This window comes from Streptosporangium sp. NPDC050855 (genome assembly GCF_044456585.1).
GTDB lineage: Bacteria > Actinomycetota > Actinomycetes > Streptosporangiales > Streptosporangiaceae > Streptosporangium > Streptosporangium longisporum.
On record NZ_JBITFY010000012.1, the window covers coordinates 48,054 to 75,038 of the forward strand.

At 71.6% G+C, this 26,985-nt stretch carries 24 protein-coding genes; 10 read left to right on the plus strand and 14 right to left on the minus strand.

Features of this window, described 5'->3' with window-relative positions; translation table 11 throughout:
* Window positions 1–20: 20 nt before the first annotated feature.
* Complete coding sequence (locus tag ACIBCT_RS23765) at window positions 21–1,427, plus strand: aminopeptidase P family protein (protein WP_399191941.1); 1,407 nt, start codon at window positions 21–23, stop codon at window positions 1,425–1,427.
* 124 nt (window positions 1,428–1,551) lie between these two features.
* Here the strand turns inward: ACIBCT_RS23765 and ACIBCT_RS23770 are convergent, their stop codons facing one another.
* Window positions 1,552–2,685 carry a cation diffusion facilitator family transporter gene (locus ACIBCT_RS23770; RefSeq protein ID WP_399191943.1) on the minus strand — a complete coding sequence of 378 codons (1,134 nt, stop codon included), beginning with the start codon at window positions 2,683–2,685 and terminating at the stop codon, window positions 1,552–1,554.
* Window positions 2,686–2,886: 201 nt separating this feature from the next.
* On the opposite strand from ACIBCT_RS23770, the gene ACIBCT_RS23775 reads away from it, so the two are divergent.
* Genes ACIBCT_RS23775 through ACIBCT_RS23785 form a run of 3 tightly spaced genes read left to right on the plus strand, consistent with a single transcriptional unit; the run spans window position 2,887 to window position 5,935 of the window.
* Entirely contained in the window at window positions 2,887–3,477 is a 591-nt protein-coding gene (locus ACIBCT_RS23775; protein ID WP_399191945.1) for a MarR family winged helix-turn-helix transcriptional regulator, read from the plus strand.
* 59 nt (window positions 3,478–3,536) lie between these two features.
* Entirely contained in the window at window positions 3,537–4,220 is a 684-nt protein-coding gene (locus ACIBCT_RS23780; RefSeq protein ID WP_399191947.1) for an LppX_LprAFG lipoprotein, read from the plus strand.
* A gap of 2 nt (window positions 4,221–4,222) precedes the next feature.
* Window positions 4,223–5,935 (plus strand): MFS transporter, encoded by a 1,713-nt coding sequence (locus ACIBCT_RS23785; RefSeq protein ID WP_399191949.1) that lies wholly within the window; start codon window positions 4,223–4,225, stop codon window positions 5,933–5,935.
* Between the two features lie 165 nt (window positions 5,936–6,100).
* On the opposite strand, the gene der is transcribed toward ACIBCT_RS23785, so the two are convergent.
* The 11 genes from der to ACIBCT_RS23840 all read right to left on the minus strand — a co-directional run bounded on the left by der (window position 6,101) and on the right by ACIBCT_RS23840 (window position 17,662).
* Window positions 6,101–7,546: a ribosome biogenesis GTPase Der gene (gene der, locus ACIBCT_RS23790; RefSeq protein WP_399191952.1), complete on the minus strand. Its 1,446-nt coding sequence runs from the start codon at window positions 7,544–7,546 to the stop codon at window positions 6,101–6,103.
* Window positions 7,543–8,178: a (d)CMP kinase gene (gene cmk, locus ACIBCT_RS23795; RefSeq protein ID WP_399192269.1), complete on the minus strand. Its 636-nt coding sequence runs from the start codon at window positions 8,176–8,178 to the stop codon at window positions 7,543–7,545. Before cmk ends, der begins: the two co-directional genes overlap by 4 nt.
* 190 nt (window positions 8,179–8,368) lie before the next feature.
* Complete coding sequence (locus ACIBCT_RS23800; RefSeq protein WP_399191954.1) at window positions 8,369–9,442, minus strand: prephenate dehydrogenase; 1,074 nt, start codon at window positions 9,440–9,442, stop codon at window positions 8,369–8,371.
* A 37-nt stretch (window positions 9,443–9,479) separates the two neighbouring features.
* Window positions 9,480–9,839 (minus strand): chorismate mutase, encoded by a 360-nt coding sequence (aroH, locus tag ACIBCT_RS23805; protein WP_344904173.1) that lies wholly within the window; start codon window positions 9,837–9,839, stop codon window positions 9,480–9,482.
* A gap of 78 nt (window positions 9,840–9,917) precedes the next feature.
* On the minus strand, window positions 9,918–11,834 hold the full coding sequence (locus ACIBCT_RS23810; RefSeq protein WP_399191956.1) for a pseudouridine synthase: 1,917 nt from the start codon (window positions 11,832–11,834) through the stop codon (window positions 9,918–9,920).
* On the minus strand, window positions 11,831–12,463 hold the full coding sequence (gene scpB / locus ACIBCT_RS23815; protein WP_399191958.1) for an SMC-Scp complex subunit ScpB: 633 nt from the start codon (window positions 12,461–12,463) through the stop codon (window positions 11,831–11,833). Before scpB ends, ACIBCT_RS23810 begins: the two co-directional genes overlap by 4 nt.
* Window positions 12,456–13,283 carry a segregation and condensation protein A gene (locus tag ACIBCT_RS23820; RefSeq protein WP_399191960.1) on the minus strand — a complete coding sequence of 276 codons (828 nt, stop codon included), beginning with the start codon at window positions 13,281–13,283 and terminating at the stop codon, window positions 12,456–12,458. The genes scpB and ACIBCT_RS23820 overlap by 8 nt, the downstream gene beginning before the upstream one ends.
* Before the next feature lie 46 nt (window positions 13,284–13,329).
* A complete protein-coding gene (locus tag ACIBCT_RS23825; protein WP_399191962.1) occupies window positions 13,330–14,277 on the minus strand; it encodes a ParA family protein in 948 nt (315 codons plus the stop codon).
* Between the two features lie 100 nt (window positions 14,278–14,377).
* Complete coding sequence (locus ACIBCT_RS23830; RefSeq protein WP_399191964.1) at window positions 14,378–15,361, minus strand: tyrosine recombinase; 984 nt, start codon at window positions 15,359–15,361, stop codon at window positions 14,378–14,380.
* Entirely contained in the window at window positions 15,318–15,956 is a 639-nt protein-coding gene (locus ACIBCT_RS23835; protein ID WP_399192271.1) for an NUDIX domain-containing protein, read from the minus strand. Before ACIBCT_RS23835 ends, ACIBCT_RS23830 begins: the two co-directional genes overlap by 44 nt.
* Before the next feature lie 35 nt (window positions 15,957–15,991).
* Window positions 15,992–17,662 (minus strand): CTP synthase, encoded by a 1,671-nt coding sequence (locus ACIBCT_RS23840; RefSeq protein ID WP_399191965.1) that lies wholly within the window; start codon window positions 17,660–17,662, stop codon window positions 15,992–15,994.
* A gap of 156 nt (window positions 17,663–17,818) precedes the next feature.
* Here ACIBCT_RS23840 and ACIBCT_RS23845 point away from each other — a divergent pair, with 156 nt between their 5' ends.
* The 4 genes from ACIBCT_RS23845 (at window position 17,819) to ACIBCT_RS23860 (ending at window position 20,789) form a co-directional block, all read left to right on the plus strand.
* Complete coding sequence (locus ACIBCT_RS23845; RefSeq protein WP_399191968.1) at window positions 17,819–18,694, plus strand: acyltransferase; 876 nt, start codon at window positions 17,819–17,821, stop codon at window positions 18,692–18,694.
* Between the two features lie 78 nt (window positions 18,695–18,772).
* Window positions 18,773–19,363 (plus strand): DUF4126 domain-containing protein, encoded by a 591-nt coding sequence (locus tag ACIBCT_RS23850; RefSeq protein WP_399191970.1) that lies wholly within the window; start codon window positions 18,773–18,775, stop codon window positions 19,361–19,363.
* 103 nt (window positions 19,364–19,466) lie between these two features.
* Window positions 19,467–20,081, plus strand: a complete 615-nt coding sequence (locus tag ACIBCT_RS23855; protein ID WP_344904200.1) for a hypothetical protein — start codon at window positions 19,467–19,469, stop codon at window positions 20,079–20,081.
* 117 nt (window positions 20,082–20,198) lie between these two features.
* Window positions 20,199–20,789 carry a Uma2 family endonuclease gene (locus ACIBCT_RS23860; protein WP_399191972.1) on the plus strand — a complete coding sequence of 197 codons (591 nt, stop codon included), beginning with the start codon at window positions 20,199–20,201 and terminating at the stop codon, window positions 20,787–20,789.
* On the opposite strand, the gene ACIBCT_RS23865 is transcribed toward ACIBCT_RS23860, so the two are convergent.
* A complete protein-coding gene (locus ACIBCT_RS23865) occupies window positions 20,776–21,342 on the minus strand; it encodes a hypothetical protein (RefSeq protein WP_399191974.1) in 567 nt (188 codons plus the stop codon). The two genes, ACIBCT_RS23860 and ACIBCT_RS23865, sit on opposite strands and share 14 nt — an antisense overlap.
* A 213-nt stretch (window positions 21,343–21,555) precedes the next feature.
* The gene (gene uvrB / locus ACIBCT_RS23870) at window positions 21,556–23,667 is read right to left on the minus strand and encodes an excinuclease ABC subunit UvrB (RefSeq protein WP_399191976.1); all 2,112 of its coding nucleotides are present in this window, start codon (window positions 23,665–23,667) and stop codon (window positions 21,556–21,558) included.
* Window positions 23,668–23,994: 327 nt separating this feature from the next.
* Between uvrB and ACIBCT_RS23875 the strand changes: the two genes are divergently transcribed.
* Both ACIBCT_RS23875 and ACIBCT_RS23880 read left to right on the plus strand, forming a co-directional pair.
* A complete protein-coding gene (locus ACIBCT_RS23875; RefSeq protein WP_399191978.1) occupies window positions 23,995–25,665 on the plus strand; it encodes an SPFH domain-containing protein in 1,671 nt (556 codons plus the stop codon).
* Complete coding sequence (locus tag ACIBCT_RS23880) at window positions 25,662–26,942, plus strand: SPFH domain-containing protein (RefSeq protein ID WP_399191980.1); 1,281 nt, start codon at window positions 25,662–25,664, stop codon at window positions 26,940–26,942. Before ACIBCT_RS23875 ends, ACIBCT_RS23880 begins: the two co-directional genes overlap by 4 nt.
* Window positions 26,943–26,985: the final 43 nt, after the last annotated feature.

Sequence of the window (26,985 nt, forward strand, 5' to 3'; positions counted from 1 at the left end):
CCTTCGCTCCCGGGGACAAAATGACCCAAAAGCTCAATATCGGTAGCCACGACCTGCCGGTCTCCGACGCACTCGCCGCGTTCATGACGACCGGCTGGGCCGACACCCACCGCGACGACCTGGCGCCGCTTCCGCAGGTCTCCTACACCGCCAAGCGCCGCGCCGCGCTCGCCGCCCGGTTCCCCGGCGAACGGCTCGTCATCCCCTCCGGCACGCTCACGACGCGCAGCAACGACTCCGACCACCGGTTCCGGGCGCACACCGCGTTCGCCCATCTCACCGGCGGCCAGGAGCCCGACGACGTGCTGGTCGTCGAACCCTCCGGGGAGGCCGTGCTGTTCCTGCGCCCCCGCTCGCCGCGCTCGGCGCCCGGCGAGGCCGGCCAGGAGTTCTACCGCGACCGCCGCCACGGCGAGTTCTGGGTGGGACGGCGTCCCGACCTGGCGGAGGCCGAGGCGCTCCTGCAGATCGCCTGCGCGCCGATCGACCGGCTGGACGACCTGCTCGGCGGGCCCGCGCGGGTGCTGCGCGGGGTGGACGTCTCGGTCGACAGGCGCGTCGCCCCCCACGACGGGGACGCCGAACTGGAGACGTTCCTGTCCGAGATGCGGCTGATCAAGGACGAGTGGGAGATCGCCGAGCTCCGGTTCGCGGTGGAGGCGACCGTCCGGGGGTTCGAGGACGTGGCACGGGCGCTGCCCGCGGCCCTGGAGCACCGGCGCGGCGAACGCTACCTGGAGGGGGTCTTCGGGCTCCGTTCCCGCCTGGAGGGCAACGCGGTCGGCTACGACAGCATCGTGGCCTCCGGCGCGAACGCGTGCGTGCTGCACTGGATCCGCAACGACGGGCGGCTGAACGAGAACGAGCTGCTGCTCCTGGACGCGGGCGTGGAGACCGACCACCTCTACACCGCCGACATCACCAGGACCCTGCCACTGTCCGGCCGCTTCGACCCGGTCCAGCGCCAGGTCTACGAGCTGGTCTACCGGGCCCAGGAGGCGGCGATCGCCACCCTGCGGCCCGGCGCGCGCTTCCGCGACTTCCACCGCGCGGCCATGCGGGTCATCGCGGAGGGACTGCACGACTGGGGCGTGCTGAAGATCAGCGCGGACGAGGCCATGGAACCCGGCAGCGGCCTGTACCGGCGCTACACGCTCTGCAGCAGCGGCCACATGCTCGGGATGGACGTGCACGACTGCGCCAGGGCCCGCTCCGAGGTCTACCTGGACGGCGTACTGGAGGAGGGGCAGGTGCTGACCGTCGAACCCGGCCTCTACCTACAGCCCGACGACCTGACGCTCCCGCCGGAACTGCGCGGCATCGGGGTGCGCATCGAGGACGACCTCGTCATCACCGCCGACGGGGCCCACATGTTGTCCTCGGGTCTTCCCCGGCACCCGGACGAGATCGAGAAATGGTTGTGTTGATGGCGACGCTTCGCGTCGCGGTGAGGCCCTGCTTATGGCGACGCTTCGCGTCGCGGTGAGGCCGCTCTTATCCGGTGACTTCCCTCGTCGCTCATCCGCTTCGCTCCTTCGCTCCTCAGTCCAGTCACCGGCGCGGCCTCACGGGCCGGTCCGTGGTCGGAGGCGCGGGGTCCGCGGGGGCGTCGCCGCTCTCCAGGTCGTCCCACCCTCCCCGCCCGTCACGGCCGGCACCCGAACGGTCGCGCGTCCCCGAGCGGTCTCCGGCGTCCGGGTTCTCCCGGGCACCCAGGCCGGGGGTGGGGTCCAGGAACACCTGCACGATCTGCGGGAAATGCTCCCTGAGCGTGCCCTCCACCCGGTCGGCGGCCCGTTCCAGGCTCGCCCCGGTGGCCTCGTCCACGAAGTCGATCCGGGCCGCGACCAGGATCTCCCCCGGGCCCATCATCATGGTCAGCAGCTCCACCACGTTCTCGACCTCGGGCATGGACCGGATCTCCTCACCGATCCGCTCGGCGATCGACGCGGGCGCGGCCTGGCCGATCAGCAGCGAGACGTTGGTCCGGATCAGGTTGATCGCGACCCACAGGAGCAGCAGGCCGATCAGCACGGAGGCGACCCCGTCCCAGACGGACGAGCCGGTCAGCTCGGCGGCCAGCAGGCCCGCCCCGGCGATCAGCAGCCCGGCCAGGGCCGCGGCGTCCTCGAAGAGCACGGCCTTCAGCGCGGTGTCGGAGGTCTTCGTGACGTACCGCCGGGGGCTCACCTCGTACCGGCGGGCCTGGCCGCGCACCTGCGCCAGGGCCCGCAGGAACGACACCCCCTCGATCAGGAACGAGACCGCGAGGACCACGTACGAGATCGTCAGATCGCTGAGCCTCTCGCCCGCGCCGATCTCGTGCACGCCGTGGGTGATGGAGAACCCGGCCCCGCCGACGAGGGTGGCGAAGGCCGCCATCAGCCCCCAGAAGAACCCGGCCCTGCCGTGCCCGAACGGGTGCCGCGCGTCGGCGGGCTGCCCGCCCCTGCGCACCGCGACGTACAGCAGCACCTCGGTGAGGGTGTCGGCGGCGGAGTGCGCGGCCTCGGACAGCATCGCCGAGGAGCCGCTGATCAGCCCGGCGACCAGCTTGGCGACGGCGATCGCCAGGTTGGCCAGGCCCGCCACGACCACCGTGATCAGGCTCTCCGACGCCGCCCCGCCCCCGGTCCCCCCTCCGGTCCCGGCCCCGGCACCCGTACCCGCCGCGTTCTCCCCCATGCGGTCACCCTACGTGCGCCCGCTGACCCGTCCGGCGGCGGTGCCGTGAACCACCGCGGGACGCCATACGTATCCGTACATGACACGAAACGAGCGGGCAGGCAGAGCCCATGGGATCCGGTGATCCACGACATGATCGACGCCGGAACACCATGTCGGCGACCACGAAAGATCGGCATCCTGTGAGGTAGATTCTGATCTATGACCGTGAAGCAAGCCTCATCCGGCGAGCGGAGTGGTCGGCCGGGGGATGAGACCACCGAGAGCACCGGGGCCGGTGAGGCCACCGGCGCCACGGGAGCGGTGGACGAGAGGGGTGAACGACCGGTGGACGGTGAGGAGACCCACTGGCTCTCCCCGATCGAGCAGGGGGCATGGCGCGCCCATCTGGCCGCCCACAAACTTCTCGAACACCGCCTCGACCGGGAGTTACAGCCCTTCGGGCTCTCCTTGAACGACTACGAGATCCTGGTGAACCTGTCGGAGATCGCCGACCGCCGCATGCGGATGAGCGACCTGGCCGAGGCCACGATCCAGTCCCGCAGCCGGCTGTCGCACCAGATCTCGCGGATGGAGAGCGCCGGCCTGGTCGCCAGGGAGACGTGCGCCGACGACCGGCGCGGCACCTTCGCCGTGCTCACCGAACACGGCTGGGCCACCATCCAGAAGGTCGCGCCGCACCACGTCGGCAGCGTGCGCCGGCACTTCATCGACCTGCTCACCGACGATCAGCTCATCGAGCTGGAGACGGCGTACGCCCCCGTGGTCAAGCACCTCAAGGGCATTCGCTGACGCGAAACCGATACCCCCCGTTCTCCACGAGTAGACCGGGGGATGGCTACGATCCGGCCATGCCTGCTCGCCGGATCCTCATCGCCGCGGTGATCGCCGCGCTCTCCCTGATCACCGCATGCAGCGGGGGAGGCGGAGCCGGCGCCACGGCCGCGCCCCTTCCCAGCGGTACCGAACTGGTCAAGAAGTCCGCGGAGGCGGCACGCGCCGCGAAGTCCGTCACCTTCTCGATGGAGACCGAGGGCACCCCGCCGGTACAGGTCAAGAAGGCCTCCGGCCGCCTCACGGGGACCGGTGACGCGGACGGCACCCTCCAGGTCGACGTGCTGGGCACGCTGCAGGAGATCAGCTTCGTGCTGCTCGGGGAGACCGTCCACTTCAAGGGCGCGACCGGCGGCTTCCAGAAGATGTCACGGAGCCAGCTGGCGGCGATCTACGACCCGTCGGCCATCCTCGACCCCGACCGGGGCGTGGTGCAGCTCCTGGGCACCGCGCAGAACCCGAAGACGCAGGCGGCCGAGACCCTGGACGGCGCCGACGTCTACCGGGTGACGGCCACCCTCTCCAAGCAGGTGCTCGCCACGATGGTGCCCGGCATCGCGCAGAACGTCGACGCGACGCTGTGGATGGACCGGGCCACCGCCCGGCTGATCAAGGCGGACCTGCCGCTGACCGGCGGCAAGGTGATCGTGGGCTTCGGCGACTACGACGTACCGGTCGAGATCACCGCCCCGGCGGGGTGACGGTGTCCCACCTCGCCCCCGGGGCCCCCGGGGACCGTCGCCCGGACCCCGACTCCCCCAGCTCCTTCGGCTCCCCCGAGGGTTCCCTCACCGGCTCCGCCCTGCCCGGGGGTGGCGCCGACGGTTCCGGGAGTGGCTCCCCCACCTCCCCGGCCCCCCTGGGCCGTGGCTCCGCGGCCAGGCGGCGGGTCGCCCTCGGCGTCGGCGGCACCGCCGTCCTGCTGGCCGCCCTGGACGCGTACGTCGTGGTCACCGTCCTCGTCGACATCGCCAGGGACGTCGACGTCCCGCTCAACCACCTGGAGCGGGCCACCCCGATCGTCACCGGCTTCCTGCTCGGCTACATCGCGGCCATGCCGCTGCTCGGCCGGCTCTCCGACCGGTACGGCAGGCGCCCCCTCATCCAGCTCTGTCTGGCCGGTTTCGCCGTGGGCTCGGTCGTCACCGCGCTGGGCGAGACCGTGCCCTGGCTGGTCGCGGGACGGGCCCTGCAGGGCGTCGCGGGCGGCGCGCTGCTGCCGATCACCATGGCCCTGATCGGGGACCTGTGGGAGGAGGACGAGCGTCCGGTGGCCCTCGGCGCGGTGGGCTCGGCCCAGGAGCTCGGCAGCGTGCTGGGCCCGCTGTACGGCGCCGCGCTGGCCGCGCTGGTCCCGGCCACCCTCCAGCTCGGCGGCGTGCAGCTCGGCGGCTGGCGGTCGATCTTCTGGCTGAACCTTCCGCTGGTGGCCCTGGCCGCGATCGCCGTGCAGCGGTCGGTGCCGCCGCCCGCCCGCGACCGGGCCCGCCACGGCCACGGCGCTGACCAGGCCGAGCGCGTCGACGTCGTCGGCGGCCTGCTGCTGGCGCTCGCGCTGGGCCTGCTGGTGGTCGGGCTGTACAACCCCGACCCGGGCGGGGCCGTCCTTCCGCCGTGGGGCCTGCCCGCCATCGCCGCCGGGGTGGTGTCCGGTGCCGCGTTCGCCGTCTGGGAGGCGCGCGCCAGGACCCGGCTGATCGACCTGACCGGGGCGCTGCGCCGCCCGTTCTTCGCCACGCTCGGGGTCGCCTTCGTGACCGGCGCGGCGCTGCTGGTCACCCTGGTCGACGTACAGCTGTCGGCGCAGACGCTGCTGAACCTGCCGGCCCTGGACGGCGCCCTGGTGCTCTCGCGCTTCCTGATCGCGCTCTCCGTGGCCGCGGTGGCGGGCGGGTTCCTCTCCCGCCGGTACGGCGAGCGCGCGGTGTGCGTGGCGGGGCTCGCGGTGGCCGCGGCCGGGTACGTGCGGATCGGCCAGTGGCCGCTGGACCTGGCCTCGGCCGGGTACCGGATGGACGTCGACCTCGTCGTCGCCGGTCTGGGCCTCGGCCTGGTGATCGCGCCGATCTCCTCGGCGGTGCTGCGCGTCGTCCCCGCCGCCCAGCACGGGGTGTCCTCGGCCGCGGTGGTCGTGGCCAGGATGATGGGCATGCTGCTCGGTGTCGCGGCCCTGTCCGCCTGGGGTTTCCACCGCTTCCAGTCCCTCACCGCCGACCTGGACACCCCCCTGCCGTTCGGGGTGGACGCGGCCGTGTACGCCACCCGGCTGGCCGAGTACCAGGCGGCGATCAAGGCGGCGCTGCACACCGAGTACAGCGAGATCTTCCTGATCACCGCCGTCCTGTGCGGGGTGGGCGCGCTGACCGCGCTGCTGCTGCCCGGCTCCGGTCCGGTGCGCGAGACCCCCGGAAGGTAAGCCCCGCCCCGCTGGAGTTCACCGGACGCCGGAGTCCACCGGACGATGGACCTGCGGACGACCGGAGGGCGGGCGACCGGCACTCGCGGATCACCCGGAGACGAACGAACGACCCGGCAGGGGCCGGGTCGTTCGTTCGTTCGCGGGATCGCCCCCCGGAGGGGACTACTTCCGCTTGCCCTGCGGCTGGCGCTTCTCGCGGATCTTCATCGTCACCTCGATGGGCGAGCCGGCGAAGCCGAACTCCTCGCGGATCCGGCGCTCGATGAAGCGGCGGTAGGTCTCCTCCAGGAAGCCCGAGGTGAACAGCACGAACTTCGGCGGCTCCGTCGACGCCTGGGTGGCGAAGAGGATCTTGGGCTGCTTGCCGCTGCGGACCGGTGGCGGGGTGGCCGCCACCAGGTCGGTCAGGAAGGCGTTCAGGCGGGCCGTGGGCACCCGGGTCGACCAGGAGTCCAGCGCCTTCTCGATCGCCGGGACGAGCCGGTCGACGTGCCAGCCGTTCTTGGCGGAGATGTTGACCCGCAACGCCCACGGTACGCGGACGAGCTGGCGGTCGATCTCCTTCTCCAGGTAGTAGCGGCGGTCCTCGTCCAGCAGGTCCCACTTGTTGAACGCCACCACCATGCACCGGCCGGACTCGATCACCAGCGAGATGATCCGCAGGTCCTGCTCGGTCAGCACCTCGCTGGCGTCGATGAGCACCACCGCGATCTCCGAGCGCTCCAGGGCCCCCCGGGTGCGCATGCTCGCGTAGAAGTCGGCGCCCTTGAGCTCGCGGTCGCGCCGCCGGATGCCGGCGGTGTCGATGAACCGCCAGGTCTTGCCGCCGAGCTCGATCAGCTCGTCGACCGGGTCGCGGGTGGTGCCCGCCATGGGGTCGACCAGCACCCGCTCGGAGCCCGCCAGCTTGTTCAGCAGCGAGGACTTGCCCACGTTCGGCTTGCCGACCAGGGCGACCCTGCGCGGGCCGCGTTCGGCACCGAAGCGCTGCTCCGGCGTCTCGGGCAGCTTCTCCAGGATCACGTCCAGCAGGTCACCGCTGGAACGGCCGTGCAGCGCCGAGACCGGCTGCGGCTCGCCCAGGCCCAGGGACCACAGCCCGGCGGCCTCCAGCTCCATCTGCTGGTTGTCGACCTTGTTGGCGGCGAGGATGACCGGCTTGCCGGACCCGCGCAGCACGTGGCCGACGATCTCGTCCGCGTCGGTCACGCCCACGACGGCGTCCACCACGAACAGGATCACGTCGGCCAGCTCGGCCGCCACCTGCGCCTGCTCGGCGATCTTCAGCGCCATGCCGGTGGCGTCCGGGTCCCAGCCGCCGGTGTCGACCACCGTGAACCGGCGTCCCCGCCAGGTGGCGTCGTAGGTGACACGGTCGCGGGTCACCCCCGGCACGTCCTCCACGACCGCCTCGCGGCGGCCGATGATCCGGTTGACCAGGGTGGACTTGCCCACGTTGGGCCGGCCCACCACGGCCACGACGGGCTGCGGGGCGTTGTCGTACGCCTCGTCCCGGTCGCCCCCGTCGTTCGTCGAGCTGTCGTCGGTCCCCGGATCGGCGAGCTCCGCGTCGATCCAGCCGTTGTCGTCGTCGTATTCCCCGGTCACGCCTTTTCCTTAATCACACGCAGTATTTCGGCGATGACCTCTTCGAGGTTCAGCGCCGTGGTGTCGAGCTCGACGGCGTCGTCCGCCTTGGCCAGCGGGGCCGTCGCGCGGGTCGAGTCGAGGGTGTCGCGGCGGGCCATCGCGGTCCGCTGCGCCTCCACCGTGGTGTCGTTCAGCTCCGCCGTACGGCGCAGCGCCCTGGCGTCCGCGCTCGCGGTCAGGTAGATCTTGACCGCGGCGTCGGGCGCCACGACCGTGCCGATGTCACGGCCCTCGACGACGATCCCGCCCGTGCCGATGATCTCACGCTGCTGGGCCACCAGGCGGCGCCGTACCTCCGGCACCGCGCTGACCGCCGAGACGGCCGCGGTGACCTCCGCGGTACGGATCGGCCCGGCGGCGTCGGCTCCGTCGACGGCCACCGCGGGGGCGTCCGGGTCGGTGCCCAGCGTGAGGACCGGGTCGAGCGCCCGCGCGGCGATCGCGCCGGGGTCGGCGAGGTCGACGCCCCGCTGGAGCATCCACCAGGTGATCGCCCGGTACATCGCACCGGTATCGAGATAACGCAGCCCAAGGGCCCGCGCCACCCCTCGTGACGCGCTCGACTTGCCCGATCCCGAAGGACCGTCCATGGCGACGACCAGTCCGGTCACGACGCCTCTCCCTTGCAGCCCGCTTCAGTTGTCCGTACGAGGCTACCGGGAGCCGGGAAGGAACCGCGCATCGAGCGCCCGCCCCCCGTCCGGGGACGGTGGTGGCCGGCCCTCGCAAAGCCGCCCCCGGGGAAACCCGAGCCCCCTCGCCGGAGGGCCCGAGCGGCCCTCAGGGCAGGTGCCAGCCGTGCTCGCGGAGGGCCTCGCTCAGCGTGGGCACCGCCTGGGGCTGCACCCAGAGCTCGGCCGCTCCCAGCGGCAGGCCGGGGGCGTGCTCCAGCCGCACGTCCTCGATGTTGACGCCCACCGCCTCGGCCACCTTGAAGAGCCTGGCCAGCTCACCGGGACGGTCACCGATGATCACCTGGACGGTGGAGTAGGCCCGCGGGGGGCCTCCGTGCTTGCCGGGGATGCGACCGGTGCCCGCGACGCCGCGGTGCAGCAGCTCGGTGACGGACGCCATGGCGGCGGGGTCGGCGGCCGACCGGAGCGAGGCCGCCGCGGCCGCCAGGTCGGCCGCCACCGCCTCCAGCACCTCGGCCACCGGCAGCGCGTTGCCCGACAGGATCCCGGTCCACAGGGCCGGGTCGCTCGCCGCGATCCGGGTCACGTCCCGTACCCCCGGCCCGGCCAGGCCGAGCGCGGCGGCCGGGGCGTCCGCGAGGCGGGCGGCCACCGCGGAGGCGGCCACGTGGGGGGCGTGCGAGACCACCGCGACGGCCCGGTCGTGCTCCTCGGCGCCGATCCTGACGGCCTCGCCGCCGCAGAGCTTGACGAGCCCGTGCATGATCTCCACCGCGTCGGCCGAGGCCTCCTCGGTCGGGCAGAGCGCCCAGGGGCGCCCGAGGAACAGATCGGCCCGCGCCGCGGCGGGCCCGGAGCGTTCGCGGCCGGCGAGCGGATGCCCGGCCACGTAGGTCGTCAGGTCGCATCCCAGCTCGGCCGCCCGGCCGAGCGGCAGCACCTTGACGCTGGCCACGTCGGTGTAGAACCGGGCCGCCCCGGCCTTCTGGAGGACGGCGAGCCGCTCCGCGACCGCGTGCGGCGGGATCGCGATGACCGCGACGTCCACCCGCGTCCCCTCGTCCCACTCCACGCCCGCGCCGAGCTCCCGTGCCAGCCGCAGGGACGCGGCGTCGCGGTCGGCCAGGTGGACGGTGACGCCGTGCTCGCGCAGCGCCAGGGCGATCGAGGTGCCGATCAGCCCGGTACCGACGATCAGGACGCTCTCGAGACCGCTCACGCGCGCTCCTCGGGGGTGGTGACGACGTACGAGGAGGTCACTGGGCGATGTCCACGCGCAGGGCGACGGCCCCGCGCAGGTAGACGTGCTGGATCTCGTGGCGGGGGCGGTCGACGTCGACGTGGGCCATCAGCCGCACCACGCGGGGCAGCGAGCCCGGGACGTCGATCTCGGAGGCGCAGATCAGCGGGACGTCGTGGAAGCCGAGCTTGCGGGCGGCGAGGGCGGGGAACTCGGCGGTGAGGTCGGTCGTGGCCGTGAAGATGACGCTGATCACGTCGTCGGTGGTGAGCCTGTTCCGGCCCATCACCTCGGTGACAAGTTCGGTGACCCCGGACAGGATCTCGTCCCGGTCGTTGGCCTCGACCTGGATCGCACCGCGGATCGCCCGCACCATCGCCGTTCCTCCATATCGACCCACGCCGGACCACCCCGAGGGGTGATCCGGCGTGTTCTGACTCGCGTATCAGGAAGGTTACAGCCCGACGGCCGCGTAGAGCTCCCCGACCTCGGTGAGGGTCAGCGCGCGGACCGTGCCCGGCTTGAGGCGGCCCAGCTTGACCGGGCCGAACTCGATGCGGGCCAGGTCGATCACGGGGTGACCGACCTCCTCCAGCATCCGGCGGACGATGTGCTTGCGGCCCTCGTGCAGCACGATCTCGACCAGGGCCTGCTGGCCGTGCTCCTGGACCAGGGTGAAGGAGTCGGCCTTGGCCAGGCCGTCCTCCAGCTCGATGCCCTTCTTCAGGCGGCGGCCGAGGTCGCGCTCGATCCGGCCGGGCACCTTGGCCCAGTACTTCTTCTGCACGCCGTAGCTCGGGTGGGTGAGGCGGTTGGCCAGCTCGCCGTCGTTGGTGAGCAGGATCAGGCCCTCGGTCTCGGTGTCGAGACGGCCCACGTGGAACAGGCGCTCGGTGCGGTCCGCCACGAAGTCGGCCAGCGAGGGCCGCCCGTCCGGGTCGGACATGGTGCTGACCACGCCGATCGGCTTGTTGATCGCGAGGTAGACGAGGTCGGGCATGGTCGGCAGGCGCTTGCCGTCGACGTGGATGACCTGCCTGGCCGGGTCGACCCGGGCGCCGAAGCGGCGCACCGTCTGGCCGTCGACCGTCACCCGGCCCTCACCGATCATGTCCTCGCAGGCCCGGCGGCTGGCCACGCCCGCCTGGGCGAGGACCTTCTGCAGCCGGATGCCGTCCGGGACCTCGGTGGTGTCGCGCTCGTCGACGTAGTCGCGGTCGTAGAAGTCGGGGTCGCGCTTGGGCTGGCGGGCGGTCTTGAACCGGTCGTTCGCGATCGTGCCGGGCCGCAGCGGCGCCTTGGCCGCGGGAGCCCGCCCGGTGGTGCCACGGCCGGTGGAGGAACGGCCGGTGGAGGAACGACCCGCCGGGTTCCGGTCGGAGGTACGGCGCTCGCCGTACGCCTCGGCACGGTCGCCGCCGATCGTCTGGATGCCGTCGCGGCGGTCGGTCCTGCCGAAACGGCCACGGGAGCCTCCGGAGGGCGCGTCACCGCGGCGGTCGGAGCCGGGCCTTCCGCGGGAGCCGTCCCGCTCGGCGCGGAAGCCGCCCCGGTCCTCACGGCGCGGGCCGTCGGCGCGGAAGCCGCCTCGGTCCTCACGACGCGGACCGTCGGAACGGAAGCCGCCTCGGTCCTCACGGGGCCTGTCGAAAGAGGAACCACCACGGTCGTCACGACGCGGACCGTCGCTGCGGAAGCCGCCGCGGTCCTCACGGCGCGGGCCGTCCGAGCGGAAACCGCCCTGCGAACCACCCGGGGAACCGTCGAAGCGGCTGCGCGAACCGTCGCGCTCGGCACGGAAACCACCGCGATCGTCGCGGCGCGGGCCGTCCGAACGGAAGCCCCGGTCGTCGCGGCGCGGACCGTCGGAACGGAAACCGTGGTCGTCGCGGCGCGGCCCGTCCGAGCGGAAACCGCCCTGGGAGCCGCCCTGCGGCCTGCCGTACGAGGATCCGTCGCGGTCGTCGCGGCGCGGCCCGTCGGAGCGGAAACCACCCTGTGAACCGCCCTGCGGCCTGCCGGAGGGTCCGCCCCGGTCGTCGCGGCGCGGCCCGTCGGAGCGGAAACCGCCACCCTGACCACCGGAGGAACCGCCGAACCGGCTCCGCGAGCCGTCGCGCTCCGCGCGGAAGCCACCGCGGTCGTCACGGCGCGGAGCGTCCGAGCGGAAACCGCCCGACGAACCACCGGACGAACCACCGCGGGAACCTCCCGAGGACCCGCCCCGGGAACCGCCCGAGGACGATCCGCCCCGGGATGATCCACCCCGGAATCCACCGGACTGCGACCCTCCGCGGGAACCGCCGCGCGGGGCTCCGCCACGGCCTTGACCGCGTCCATCACCGGACGGGGTGCTGCGCCTGTTGTTCACTGCTTCTGCTCCTCTAGGGATTCCATGTCGTCGGGCAGGAAGGGCGCCAGTTCGGGAAGCTCACCGAGCTCCCGCAGGCCCATCCGCTCGAGAAAATACGAACTCGTCCGGTAGAGCACGGCTTGGCTCTCCGGTTCGGTGCCGGCCTCCTCGACCAGCCCCCTGGTCACCAGCGTGCGCATGACGCCATCGCTGTTGACACCGCGGATGGCCGCCACCCGGGCCCGGCTCACCGGCTGCCGGTAGGCGACCACGGCCAGGGTCTCCAGCGCGGCCTGGGTCAGGCGCGTCTGCTGGCCGTCGCGGACGAACCGCTCGACGAGAGGAGCGCACTCGGCCCGCGTGTAGAACCGCCAGCCGCCCGCGACCTCTCTGAGGTCGAAACCCCGTCCGGCCCTCGTGTATTCCGCCGAGAGCTCCCGGATCACCCGGGCGATCTCGGCGACGGGCCGGTCCAGGACCTGGGCCAGGGTGACCTCGGCGACGGGTTCGTCCACCACCAGCAGGATCGCCTCCAGCCCGGCGCGCAGCCCCGGCTCCGAGGCCGCGTCCGGGACGAAGCCCGCGATCGTGTCCGGGACGAAGCCCGCGATCGGGGCCGGGCCCGGCTCGGGCGCCACGTCACTCATCGGCGGGCTCTCTCCTCGCGGTGGTCTCGTCGTAGTCGTCGGCCACGGCGACGTCGCCGTCGTCACTGCCGGTCCAGGTCACGTGCAGGTCCCCGAGAGGCTCCACCTGCTCGAAGGAGACGGCCGCCTCCCGGTAGAGCTCCAGGACGGCCAGGAAACGCGCCACGACCTCGAAGGTGCCGGTGCAGTCGGAGGTGAGGGCCCGGAAGGTCGCCCGCCGTACCCGGCGCAGCCGCTCGACCAGGATAGCCGCCTGCTCGCGGACATTGGCGAGCGGTTGGTAGATGTGGGCCACCGAGACCGACGGCGGCGTCCTGGGCGCGAAGGCCCGCCGGGCGATCTCCGCCAGCCGGTCGGGGCCGATGCCCAGCACCAGCGCGGGCAGCAGGCTCGCGAACCGCGCCTCCATCGGCACCGTACGGGGGAAACGCAGCGCCGCCTCGGCCATCCGGGCGGAGAAGACCTTCACGACCTCCTTGTAGGCCCGGTACTGCAGCAGGCGGGCGAAGAGCAGGTCCCGGGCCTCCAGCAGGGCCAGGTCCTCCTCGTCGTCGACCTCCCCGGACGGCAGCAGCCGGGCGGCCTTGAGGTCGAGCAGGGTGGCCGCGACGAGCAGGAAGTGGCTCGTCTGGTCCAGGTCCCACTCCGGGCCCCTGGCCCGGATGTAGGAGATGAACTCGTCGGTGACCTGGCTGAGCGAGACCTCGGTGATGTCCAGCTTGTGCTTGGAGATCAGACCGAGCAGTAGGTCGAACGGGCCCTCGAAGACCTCCAGATGCACCGTGAAGGCGTCATCCACGGCTCGCGGCTGCTCGGTCATCCCCCCAGTGTCCCGTACCCGGCCGTCCCCTACCCGCAGGAGGGGATCACTGCTCCAGCGCGGCCCACCTGGCGAGGACCTCCCTGGCGAGCTCCCGGTAGGCGCTGGCGCCGAGCGAGGACGAGTCGAAGCTGGTGATGGGCTCACCGGCCACGGTCGCGTCCGGGAAGCGCACGGTCCGGTTGATCACCGTGTGGTAGACCTTGTCGTCGAACGCCTCCACGACCCGGGCCAGCACCTCGCGGCCGTGCAGGGTGCGCGCGTCGTACATGGTGGCCAGCAGGCCCTCGATGACCAGCTCGTCGTTGATGCGCTCCTGGACCTTGATGATCGTGTCCATCAGCAGCGCCACGCCGCGCAGCGCGAAGAACTCGCACTCCAGCGGCACCATGACGCCGTGCGCGCAGGCCAGCGCGTTGATCGTGAGCAGGCCCAGGGACGGCTGGCAGTCGATCAGGCACACGTCGTACTCGGGCAGCAGGGGCTTGATGACCCGGCCGAGCACCTGCTCGCGGGCGACCTCGGTGACGAGCTGGACCTCGGCGGCCGACAGGTCGATGTTGCTGGGCAGCAGGTCCATGTTCTCGACGCCGGTCTCCAGCAGCACGTCCCTGGCGGTGATCTGCCGCTCCATCAGGAGGTTGTAGACCGTCAGGTCGAGCTGGAGGGGGTTGATGCCCAGGCCGACCGACAGGGCGCCCTGCGGGTCGAAGTCGACGAGCAGCACCTTCAGCCCGGCCTCCGCCAGCGCGGCTCCCAGGTTGATGGTGGTGGTCGTCTTGCCGACCCCGCCCTTCTGGTTGACCATGGCGACGACCCTCGCCGGCCCGTGCACCGTACGAGGGGGCGGGTCGGGGAAGACCGGCCGGGGGCGCCCGGTCGGGCCGAGGACTCCCCCGCTGCGAGGGGTCCCGGCGGTCTTGGTGTCGCCCCAGGGATTCTCGGGGTTTGCCGGAGTAGCCCCCCGGATAGAACCGTCGGTGGTCACAGTCACCAGTCGAACCTCCCTGACGGCCTCTAACCGGAACCGTCCGGACGGACACTATGGCGTCAACACGTATGCGGCAAGGCGGCACGCCCGGACATAAGCAAGGTCAATCCCGCGTGCGCGGATGAGCAGCGGCACAGACCCCTCGGAGCTTGTCGACCGTCACCTGGGTGTACACCTGGGTGGTGGTCACCGAGGCATGGCCGAGTAGTTCCTGAACCAGCCTAACGTCCGCACCCCCGTCGAGGAGGTGGGTTGCGAACGAATGTCGCAACATATGTGGCGACACGCCGTCCAGCCCGCCGCGTTCCGCGGCGCCCCGGAGGACCTCCCAGGCCCCCTGACGGGTCAGCCGGCCGCCCCGGGCGTTGAGGAACAGCCCCGGGCCGCCGCGCCCCTGGGAGACGATACGGGGGCGGGCACGGGTGAGGTAGGCGCGCAGGGCCTCCCCGGCGAAGCCGCCCAGCGGCACCAGCCGGGCGCGCCCGCCCTTGCCGCGCAGTCGCACCCGCCAGGCCCCGGCCTCCAGGTCGACGTCGTCCACGCAGAGCCCCACGGCCTCGGAGATGCGCGCGCCGGTGCCGTACAGCAGCCCCAGCAGGGCCCGGTTGCGCAGCGTCAGGGGGGCGCCGTCGGAACCGCAGGCGGCGATCAGCCGTTCCACGTCGCGGGCGCTGATCGCCTTGGGCAGCCGCCGCAGCTGGCGGGGCGGGCGTACCTGGTGGGCGGGGTCGTGCCGGCAGATGCCCTGGGTCAGCGCGAAACGGTGCAGGCCCCGCACGGCGGAGACGGCCCGCGCCGCCGAGGCGGCGACGAGGGCCTGGTGCGCCTCGTCGCCCTCCCTGAGCGCCGCCACGAACGCGGAGACGTCGCCCTCGGCGACCCCGCCGAAGGTGACGTGACCGCGGCTCTTCAGATGTTCCAGGTAACGCAGGAGGTCACGGCGGTAGGAGGCCAGGGTGTTGGCGGCCAGGCCCCGCTCCACCGCCAGGTGAGCGAGGTAGCTGGACAGGACGGCCTCCGTCTCGCTCAGGGTGTCCTCCTGATCATGCCTCCGGTGCGTCGGCGGGCCGCAGCGAGGCGAATCCATCCGCCGAAGCGGCGTATGCGGCGAGAATACCGGCCACGGCTTGGGAATTGTGGATCATTCCCGCCATGGCACGCCGAACCGCGTCGGACAGGGGAATCCAGGCCAGCGGCATGTCGGCCTCCTCGTGCCGCCGGACGAAATCGAGTTCCCCCTCGGGCAGGAGGGCCAGATCCCTGGCCAGGAAGATCCGGGTGCGCTCGTTCGCCATGCCCGGCGAGGTGAAGGCGTCGACCAGGACGTGCCAGGTCCCCGCCCGGTAGCCGGTCTCCTCGGCGAGCTCGCGGGCCGCCCCGACGTGCAGGGGCTCGCCGTCCACGTCGCGCAGCCCCGCGGGCAGCTCCCACAGCAGCCGCCGTACGGGATGGCGGTACTGGCGCAGCAGCAGGATCCGGCCCTGCTCGTCCAGCGCGACGACCGCCACCGAGCCGGGATGGACCACGTAGTCACGGTCGGCGATCTCGCCGTCCGGCATCACCACGGCGTCGGTGACGCCGGTGATCACCCGGGCGCGGAAGCGCTCGGTGCTGGAGTCGACCTTCCACTCCTCGGGCACGTCCCGGACCTCCAGGTCCTCCGGTCCCCCGACGAACTCGATCCGGCCGGCGGAGCCGGTGCCCTCCGCGGTGCCGCTCACTTGCCCCGCCCGGCCTTCGCGGCGGTGCCTCGGATGTCGGCGTACGTCAGGGAGGCGGAGATCAGGCCCTTGAACAGCGGGTGGGCGCGGGTGGGGCGGGAGCGGAACTCCGGGTGCGCCTGGGTGCCGATGAAGAAGGGGTGGACGTCACCGGGCAGCTCGGCGTACTCCACCAGGCGGCCGTCGGGCGAGAGCCCGGAGAAGACCATGCCGACCTTCTCCAGCTGCTCGCGGTAGGAGTTGTTGACCTCGTAGCGGTGGCGGTGGCGCTCGTCCACCTTGGCCATCCCGTACAGCCTGCGGGCCAGCGACTCCTCGGCGAGCCTGGCCGGGTACAGGCCGAGCCGCATGGTGCCGCCCATGTCGCGCTCGCCGGAGACGACGTCCTGCTGGTCGGCCATGGTGGAGATGACCGGGTGGGTGGTCTCGGCGTCGAACTCGGTGCTGCCGGCGTCCTCGATGCCGGCCAGGTGGCGGGCGGCGTCGATGACCATGCACTGCATGCCCAGGCAGATGCCCAGCAGCGGGACCTTGTTCTCCCTGGCGTGCCGGATCGCGCCGACCTTGCCCTCGATGCCGCGCACGCCGAAGCCGCCGGGGATCAGCACGCCGTCGACGCCGTCCAGCTCGCGGGCGGCACCCTCGGGGGTCTCGCAGTCGTCGCTCTTGACCCAGCGGATGTTGACGCGGGCGTCGTTGGCGAAACCGCCCGCGCGCAGCGCCTCGGTGACCGACAGGTAGGCGTCGGGCAGGTCGATGTACTTGCCGACGAGCGCGATCGTGACCTCGTTGGCCGGGCGGTGCACCCGGCGCAGCAGCTGCTCCCACTCCTTCCAGTCCACGTCCCTGAAGGGCAGGCCCAGGCGGCGCACCACGTAGGCGTCCAGCCCCTCGGAGTGCAGCACCTTGGGGATGTCGTAGATGCTGGCGGCGTCGATGGCGGAGACGACCGCGTCCTCGTCCACGTCGCACATGAGGCTGATCTTGCGCTTGATCGCGTTCGTGACCGGGCGGTCGGACCGCAGGACGATCGCGTCGGGCTGGATGCCGATGCTGCGCAGCGCGGCCACCGAGTGCTGGGTCGGCTTGGTCTTCAGCTCGCCGCTCGGGCCGATGTACGGCAGCAGGGAGACGTGCAGGAAGAACACGTTGTCGCGGCCGACCTCGTGACGGACCTGGCGGACGGCCTCCAGGAAGGGCAGCGACTCGATGTCGCCCACGGTACCGCCGACCTCGGTGATCACCACGTCCACCTCGGGCCCGGCCATGGACCGGATGCGGTCCTTGATCTCGTTGGTGATGTGCGGGATGACCTGCACGGTGTCACCGAGATACTCGCCGCGCCGCTCCTTGGCGATGACGTTGGAGTAGACCTGGCCGGTGGTCACGTTGGCCGAGCCGTGCAGCTCGGTGTCGAGGAACCGCTCGTAGTGGCCGACGTCCAGGTCGGTCTCGGCCCCGTCGTCGGTGACGAACACCTCACCGTGCTGGAACGGGTTCATGGTGCCGGGGTCGACGTTGAGGTAGGGGTCGAGCTTCTGCATGGTGACCCGCAGGCCGCGCAGCTTGAGAAGGCGTCCGAGGCTGGAGGCCGTCAGTCCCTTTCCCAGGCTGGAGGCGACGCCGCCGGTGACGAACAGGTGTTTGGTGTGTGCGGCGCTGCGCAAGAAGGCTCCCGTGGTCGTTACAGATCAGTCGGCGCACCCTTATGAATGGCCTACAGGTCCACGGGCTCTCAGAATATCAAACGGCGCAGGCGGACGGCCCGGACGATCTCGACCCGCATGCCGAGGGTCCCCGACCGAGCGGTAACTTGTTCCGTCATGTCACTTCGTGGTGTGGTGCGGCGTGCCGCCGGCAGCCTCGTTCACCGGCTCTGGGCCGCCGCCCGCGAGGCCGGCACGGTCACTCCGGCCAGTCCCGGCGGTTACCGCTTCCGCCGGCTGGGCGAGGGCGCGTGCCTGTCGTTCCCGGTCGGGGCGATCTTCGGCGAGGCCTGGATCGAGATCGGCGAGCACTCCCTGATCGGCGAGCGGGTCTCCATCTCCGCGGGCATGGGACCGGGGGTCGACCTGGGCCCGGACTCGATCGTGCGGATCGGCCGGAGCTGTTCCATCGGCCGGGGCAGCCACATCGTGGGCCACCAGTCGATCGACATCGGCGACGACGTCTTCACCGGCCCGTACGTCTACGTCACCGACCAGAACCACGTCTACGACGACCCCGAGGCGCCGATCGGCCGGCAGTGGCCGCGCAACAACCCGGTCTCCATCGGGGCGGGCTCGTGGCTGGGCACCGGCGCGATCATCCTGCCCGGTACCAGGATCGGCAGGCAGTGCGTGGTGGCGGGCGGGGCCGTGGTGCGCGGGGAGTTCCCCGACCACAGCGTGATCGCCGGCATCCCGGCCAGGGTGGTGCGCCACTACGTGCCCGGCCGGGGCTGGCTGCCGCCCCACCCCGACGGCACCGACGCCGGGACGGGCATCGCCGCGGGCGCGGACATCGCGGGTGCGGACATCGCGGGTGCGGACATCGCGGCGGTCGTCGGCACGGGCGCGGGCATCGGGGCGGACCTCGACGTGGGCGTCGGGGCGGACGCCGGAGCGGACCTTGACGCGGGCATCAGGGCGGACCTCGTGAACGCGGCCGAGGGCGCGGGAGCGCGGGCGGCACGGGGGCGCCCGCCGATACCGGAGTGATATCCACCGAGGCGGCCGATCGGGATCGTTCGGCGGGCGGTGACCGTTGAACCCCGCAGAGAACACTACGGAGGTGCGATGCTCGCGGCACTGACAGGCCTCGGACTCTCCACCGCGGCCGGGCTCAACGCCTACATCCCGCTGCTGGTGGTCGGCCTGCTCGCCAACTTCACCGACCATGTACGGCTGCCGCAGGAGTTTTCCTGGCTCACCAACGGCTGGGTGCTCGGGATCATCGGGGTGCTGCTCCTGGCGGAGTTCGTGCTCGACAAGGTCCCGGTGGTCGACAGCGTCAACGACATGATCCAGACCGTCGTCCGCCCGGCCTCCGGCGGCGTGGTCTTCAGCGCCACCGAGGCGGCGGCCCGGCTGGACGGCTCGACCTGGATGAGCCACAACCCCTGGCTCAGCTGGGTCCTGGGCATCGGGATCGCGCTGGCCGTGCACACCATGAAGGCGGCCACCAGGCCGGTGGTGAACGCCACCACGGCCGGGGTGGGAGCGCCCGTGGTCAGCACGGTGGAGGACGCCGGATCCCTGGGCATCAGCCTGGTGGCGATCTTCCTCCCGGTCCTGGTCGTCGTGGTGGTGGCGGTGCTCGCGGTGCTGGCCTGGCTGGCGACCCGGCGGATACGACGGCGGCGCGCCGCCCAGCCGAGCCTGAGATGACGGCGCTCCGCCCGGCGCCTGCCGGTTCCGCCGCGTCCGGCGCCCTCGCGGGGGCACCGGCGCGGGCTATGCTCGAAACACCGCGTCCAACCCCTGTCGGGAGGTGGCTCCGATCGGCGATTTCCTCATCGTCCTGCTGGTGATCCTGCTGTTCCTGCTTCTCCTGGGAGGCGTCGGGATCTACCTGCTGGTCCAGGTCGGCAAGAAGGCCAGCAAGAAGGCCAGGAAGGTGACCGAACGGGTCACCTCGCACATGGCGGCGATGGGCACCGGCGACGCCGCCGAGACCGAGCGGATGCGGCTCGACCTGCGGCGCGAGGTGTCGCTGACCCGCCAGGCCGTGGAGCACGCGCTGCGCGGCGGCTGGGGGCTGGGCGACCTGCCCCACCTGGTGGCCGAGATCTCGGTGCACGCCGACCAGCTGGACGCCCAGCTCGCCCACTACGCCCAGGAACGCCGGGTGTCGCCCTACGTCGACCACACGGCCCTGAGCAGGCTGCGCGAACACCACTCCAAGCTGACCACGTCCTGCGCCCGGATCAGGGCCGACCTGCGCAACGACCAGATGGAGCACGCGGCCGGGAACATCGACCAGATCCAGGGCCGTACCGATCTGGAGATCGAGGCCCGTCGCCGCGCGCCCGACCCGCTGGACGAGATCGACGAGCTCTACAACCGCACGATGATCAACCGCTCCCGCCCGGACGACGCCCGCTGACCCTCAGCTCCGCTCCCCGGCCGCACGAAGCCCGAACGGCCCGCGCGCCGGGCACGGAGAGTGACATCATGACTCCGTCGGATAATGTTCCAGGGTGCCGACGAAGGAGGTTCTCTGATGACAGCCGTTTTCCCCGAGTGGTTCTACCCGGGACCGGCCGGCGGGTGGACCGCCGACATGCTCGACGACCTCCCTGCGGACGCGCCCCGGCATCTCGAACTGATCGACGGGTCGCTCATCATGATGTCTCCCCAGACCGCTTTCCACATGTTCGTCATCAATCTGATGATCGATCGCCAACGCGGTATACGACCGCCGGATCACCTTGCCGTCGTCCGGGAGATGACCGTGACCCTGGGGATCCGGCAGCGGCCCGAGCCCGACATCATGGTGGTGTCGAGGTCCGCGCTGACGAACCTGAGGACGACCTCGTTCAGACCCGAGGACGTGCACCTGGTGGTCGAGGTGGTCTCTCCCGAGTCGCTGGAGCGAGACCGCACCACCAAGCCCAGCAAGTACTCCGGCGCCGGGATCAGGCATCTGTGGCGCGTGGAGCAGGAGAACGACAAGCCGGTCGTCTACACCTTCGAGCTGGAGCCCGCCGTCAGGGCGTACGTCCCCACGGGCATCCATCGCGATCGGCTGACGACGGACATCGGTTTCCCGGTCGACATCGACCTGGACCTGAGCACGTTCATCGGCCCATGATCGCGAGGTCGGCGAGGTCGGCGAGGTCGGCGTAGGTGGCTCCGGCGTTGATCCGGGCGCGCAGCGCCTGGGCCTGGGGGGTGCTGGGCAGGAAGCCGTCCAGCAGGGCGGGCAGGCAGAGTCTCCAGCTGAGCAGGGCCCGCGGCGACTGCCGGTGCCCGGCGCGGACCACCGAGACGCCGACCCTGATCGCGTGCTCGTTGCCGGGCGGTACGCGGGGACGGTCGATCTCGACGGCCGAGTAGCGGAAGCCGTCGGCGAGGTCGCACGGCGGGCAGCCCCGGGGCCCCCTGCTCAGCGGGCCCCGGCATTCACGGCAGACGATCCGGTCGAGAGCGGCGTCGACGACCCGCCAGCCGTGCCGGTCGGGCTCGTCCGCGATCATCTCGGCGATGACCGGCTCGTCCTCGGGGGACGGCCCGTCCGGGCCGAAGCGTTCCCGCAGGAACTCCCGCCAGCCGTCCTCCACGATCCGGTCGACCAGTGCCGCGCACCTGTCACAGCCGGGCGCCCCGCCGTACTCCCAGCAGCCGCATCCGGCGCACCGTCGCATCCCCCGACCGTATCCGCGGCCCCCGGAGAGCGGCGAGCCGTTTTACGGCCGGAGCGAGCCGTTTTACGGCAGGGGCGAGCCGGTCGCCACCGGCCGGGTCCCACTCCCCCGCGTGTCCCGCGCCCGATGGCCCCGGACCCTCCCGTGAGGGCCCGGGATCGCGTGGTCGGCGGCCGGGGTGGCCGGAGTGGCCGGAGTGGCCGGAGTGGCCGGTCAGGAGACGCCGGCCTCGCGCATGTCGCGTACCTCCCGCTTGAGCTCCTTGATCTCGTCGCGGAGCCGGGCGGCGACCTCGAACTGGAGGTCGGTGGCGGCCTGGTGCATCTGCGCGGTGAGCGACTCCATCAGCGCCTCCAGCTGTGCCCTGGGCATCTCACCGGCGATCGCCTTGGCGTGCTGGCCCGCCTGCTTGAGCGCGAAGCCGGGCACCGGGGCCTTGCCGCGCGACTGCTGGCGGCCGCTGCCGCCGAGAAGCTGCTCGGTGTCGGCGTCCTCGCGGTTGAGCGAGTCGAGGATGTCGGCGATCTTCTTGCGGAGCGGCTGCGGGTCGATGCCGTTGGCCTCGTTGTAGGCGATCTGCTTGGCCCGGCGGCGGTTGGTCTCGTCGATCGCCCGCTCCATGGAGGGGGTGATCCGGTCGGCGTACATGTGCACCTGGCCGGAGACGTTCCGGGCCGCGCGGCCGATGGTCTGGATCAGGGAGGTCTCCGAGCGCAGGAAACCCTCCTTGTCGGCGTCGAGGATGGCCACCAGCGACACCTCGGGCAGGTCCAGGCCCTCGCGGAGCAGGTTGATGCCGACCAGCACGTCGAACTCGCCCATCCGCAGCTCGCGCAGGAGCTCGATGCGGCGCAGGGTGTCGACCTCGCTGTGCAGGTAGCGGACCCGGATGCCGAGCTCCAGCAGGTAGTCGGTGAGGTCCTCGGACATCTTCTTGGTCAGCGTGGTGACCAGGACCCGCTCGTCCCGCTCGGTGCGGACGCGGATCTCGTGGATCAGGTCGTCGATCTGCGACTTGGTCGGCTTGACGATCACCTCGGGGTCGATCAGGCCGGTCGGCCGGATGACCTGCTCGACCACGTCGCCCTTGGAGCGGCCGAGCTCGTAGGTGCCGGGGGTGGCCGACAGGTAGACCGTCTGGCCGATCCGCTCCAGGAACTCCTCCCACTTCAGCGGGCGGTTGTCCATCGCCGACGGCAGGCGGAAGCCGTGGTCGACCAGGGTGCGCTTGCGGGAGGCGTCGCCCTCGTACATCGCGCCGATCTGCGGGACGGTCTGGTGGGACTCGTCCAGGACGAGGAGGAAGTCCTCGGGGAAGTAGTCGAGCAGGGTGTTGGGCGCGCTGCCCGGGGCCCGGCCGTCCATGTGGCGCGAGTAGTTCTCGATGCCGGAGCAGCTGCCGATCTGGCGCATCATCTCCAGGTCGTAGGTGGTGCGCATGCGCAGCCGCTGGGCCTCCAGGAGCTTGCCCTGGCGCTCCATCGTCTCCAGGCTCTCGGCCAGCTCGGCCTCGATGCTGCGGATGGCGCGCTCCATCCGCTCGGGGCCCGCGACGTAGTGCGAGGCCGGGAAGATGTAGAGCTCGTCGTCCTCGGTGATCACCTCGCCGGTCAGCGGGTGCATGGTCGAGAGCTTCTCGATCTCGTCGCCGAACATCTCGATCCGCACGGCGAGCTCTTCGTACTTGGGGATGATCTCGACGGTGTCGCCGCGCACCCGGAAGGTGCCCCGGGTGAAGGCCATGTCGTTGCGGGTGTACTGCATGTCGACGAGACGGCGCAGCAGGACGTCGCGCTCGATCTCCTGGCCGACCTTGAGCCTGGTCATGCGGTCGACGTACTCCTGGGGGGTGCCCAGGCCGTAGATGCACGACACCGAGGCCACCACGATGGTGTCGCGCCGGGTCAGGAGCGAGTTGGTCGCCGAGTGGCGGAGCCGCTCGACCTCCTCGTTGATCGAGGAGTCCTTCTCGATGTAGGTGTCGCTCTGCGGGACGTACGCCTCGGGCTGGTAGTAGTCGTAGTAGGAGACGAAGTACTCGACGGCGTTGTTGGGCATCATCTCGCGCAGCTCGTTGGCGAACTGGGCGGCGAGCGTCTTGTTCGGCTGGATGACCAGGGTCGGCCGCTGGAGGCGCTCGATCAGCCAGGCGACCGTGGCGGTCTTGCCCGTGCCCGTGGCGCCCAGCAGGACGTTGTCCCTGTCACCGCCCTTGACGCGCCGTTCGAGCTCGGCGATCGCGGCGGGCTGGTCACCCGAAGGGATCATGTCGGTGACGACCTCGAAGGGGGCCACCTTGCGCTGCAAATCTGTTACCGGCCTCACCTGTCTCACTGTAGGCGGCGCGACCGACAGTTCTCCCCCGGACGGCCCCGCCCGGCCCGGACGGCCCCCCGCCCTTCATCCCGGCGACCGCGTCCCTTCCCCGGACGGCCGTGTCGGGCCCGTAGGATCCCCGCGCGGACGCGTCCCTTCCCCGGACGGTCGCGTGGACCCCGGACGATCCCCGCGCGGCCGCGTCAATCGTCCGGCAAGCGGTTCGCAAGCGGGTTCCCCTTTACTGTCCGGAGTGCGCACGATCACAAAGCGTGATATATGGGCCTTTCTAGTTATGAATAATCCGGAGGTGTGATGTCCCGGCCAAGGGAAGCCATGCAGTACGCCAGGACCGCGGCCCAAACGATAGGCCAGGGCGGCGACATGCGCCAGGTGGTCGGCCAGGCCGCCCAGCAGTTCGCCGGCCAGGTCCAGGGCCAGTTCACCGGCCAGGGTCAGGGCGGCGGACAGGGCGGGCCCGGGGCGGCCATGGGCTTCGCGCTCACCCCCTCCGACTTCACCGCGGCCCGCGACCAGGGCGCGTCCGTGGGAACGGTCATCGAGGCCCGCAGCGCACCGCTGAACGAGGCCGGCGAGATCGTCAACCGCAGCTTCAGCGGCCAGGGCCCGAACGGCGAGCCGGTCCACGTCATCTCCCCGGTGGTCATCCCCAAGAGCACCACCGCCAGGGTGATCGTCCCGCTGGTCGTGCTGGCCGGTCTCGGCGTGGTCGGCCTGGTGGCCACCGGGCTGCCGGAGGGCGCCCGGGTGCTGTTCGGCCCGCACTACTGGGTCGTCCTGGTGATGGCCGCGGCGTTCCTGTGGTGGCGGCGCAGCGTGGTCATGGTGCCCGAGGGCTGCAAGGCCCTGATCACCAAGTTCGGCAAGCTCGTGCAGATCGCCGATCCGGGCCGGGTGACGCTGTTCAACCCGTGGAAGCGGGTCAGCTACATCGTCAACACCACCCGCGAGTACCCCTTCAACGCGCCCATCAGCGAGGCCCCGACCCAGCAGGGCGTCAAGGCCAGCGTCGACCTGTTCCTGCAGTTCCGCATCGAGGACCCGGCCGAGTTCATCTTCGTGCTCGGCTCGGTCGGCGGCTTCCAGGCCAAGCTGCAGAACGCCATCAGCGAGGTCACCCGCTCGCTGATCTACGCCCAGCGCGCCGAGGAGATCTACGACCTGGTCGGCGAGAGCACCATGGGCATGCTGGACAACCTCAACCAGCAGTTCCTGCCCGCGGTACGGCTCACCGACGTCAACATCACGCACGCCGAGCCGACCAGCCAGGAATACCGGATGGACCTGGCCGCCCCGGAGATGATCAGGGTCGCCAAGGAGGCGTACACCTACGAGTACGAGCTCCAGCTGCGCAAGGAGCAGAACGAGGGTGACCTGATCAAGGAGCTCGCCGGGCTGCAGGAGCAGCTCTCGGCCATCCACGCCGAGATCGCCGGGCACCAGGCCAGGATCGACACCGCGCTGGAGCGCGCCTCCCACCAGGCCAAGGCCCAGGGCGGTCAGCGGCTGGTGGAGGCCGAGTCCACCGCCAAGGCCAACGCTGCGCTGCTGGAGGCCCAGGCGCTGGACATCCGCGCGCTGAGCGCCGCCCAGGCCCCCGAGATCCTCGGGTACCGCTTCCAGCAGGACCTGCTCGACAAGCTCGAGTCCGTCGCCCCGTACCTGCCCCGCCTGGTCCAGGTCGGCGACACCGCCGACGTCGACCTGCTCGCCCTGGCCGGGCAGCTCGTCGGCGGCCACGAGGCACAGCTGTTCTCCGAGGCGGACATGGCCGCGATCAGGGCCCGTACGGGCGAGATCGGCGGGCGCGTCGAGGAGCGCGGGGCGGAGATCGCCGCCCTGCTCAACGCCCCGGCCGACGTCGTCGTCCCCGTCCCGTCCTCGACGACACCCCAGGCCACGACCCCGGCCACGACCCCGGTCACGGCCGCGGGCGCGACCACCGGCGACGACGCGGCGACCGCCGTACAGGAGGAGGTCCGATGAGCGGCAGAGAGTTCTCCAAGATCAAGGAATCGCTGGCCTCCTGGTCGGAGATCCGCCAGCTGCTGCGCGGCGGCGAGTCGGGCCAGCTCGTGCCGGTGGTGATCCCCAAGGACCGCCGGGGCTTCGCCTGGGTGGGGCTGCTGCTGGCCGCCCTCTACCTGGCCGGCACCGCGGTGTTCGCCGACGGCGCCCTGTCCCTGCTGGCCGCGGCCGCGTCCGTGGTCACCATGGTCGCGGCGGCCGTCTGGCTCTGGCGCCGGGCCATCATCGAGATCGAGGAGGGCACCACGGGCGTGCGCAGCCGCTGGGGCGCCATCGTGGGCACCCTGCCGCCCGGACGGCACTACCTGTGGCTGCCCTGGGACCGGGTGGACGCGGTGGTCGACACCTCCACCGAGATCCCCTACTCCGCGCCGATCGCGGCCTGCCCGACGGCGGAGAACGTCCCGCTCAAGTCGATCGAGTTCTTCCTGAAGTTCCGCATCGTCGACCCGGTCGCCTTCGTCCGGACCATCGGGGCCGGCAACTTCGACCTCGTGCTCAGCAGCGCCGTGCAGGACGCCATCCGCCAGCGCAGCCGCCAGGTGCACACCGAGCGCGCGTACGACCTGCGCGGGTCCGACGTCGGCGACATGCAGGAGCTGCTCACCCGCCAGCTCGGCCGGTACGGGGTGCGCATCACCGGCGCCAACATCCCCGACGTGCAGCTGCCCGACCAGTACCAGCAGCACCTGGCCACCCGTGAGAAGGTCGCCAAGGAGCTGTCGGCGTTCGAGCGCGAGTGGGAGCTGACCCGCAAGCGCCGGATCGACACCCTGCTGATGGAGATCGAACGCTCCAAGAAGACCCGTGACGCGCGCATCGTCGAGGTGCGGGCCGCCGCCAACACGGCCCGCAAGGACGTCGCCCGCATGCTGGAGGAGCACGAGACCGAGGCGCAGCGGGTGCGCTGGGAGATCGAGGCCAAGGGCCGGGCCGAGCTGACCTCCGCCGAGAACGAGGCCAAGGGGCTGCGCAGGCTGGCCGACTCCTACCGCGACAACCGTGCCGTCCTGCAGTACGAGCTGGCCCGCCGCCGCCTGGACGTGGGCGCCAGGCTCGCCGAGAGCGCCCCGCGGCCGGTCGTCGTGCGCACCTCAGGAACCTCCGGCGACACCTCCGCGTTGTCCACACTGCTGCTCGCTCAGCTGCTGCCCCGGCTGAACGACGGCACGAACGGCGTCGGCGGCCTGAACGGCGCCGGCGGGCAGGCCGGACCGCAGAACCAGACCCCCTGACAGACCTCCACCGATTCCCCGCCGCAGAAGGCGGCAGTTCCCC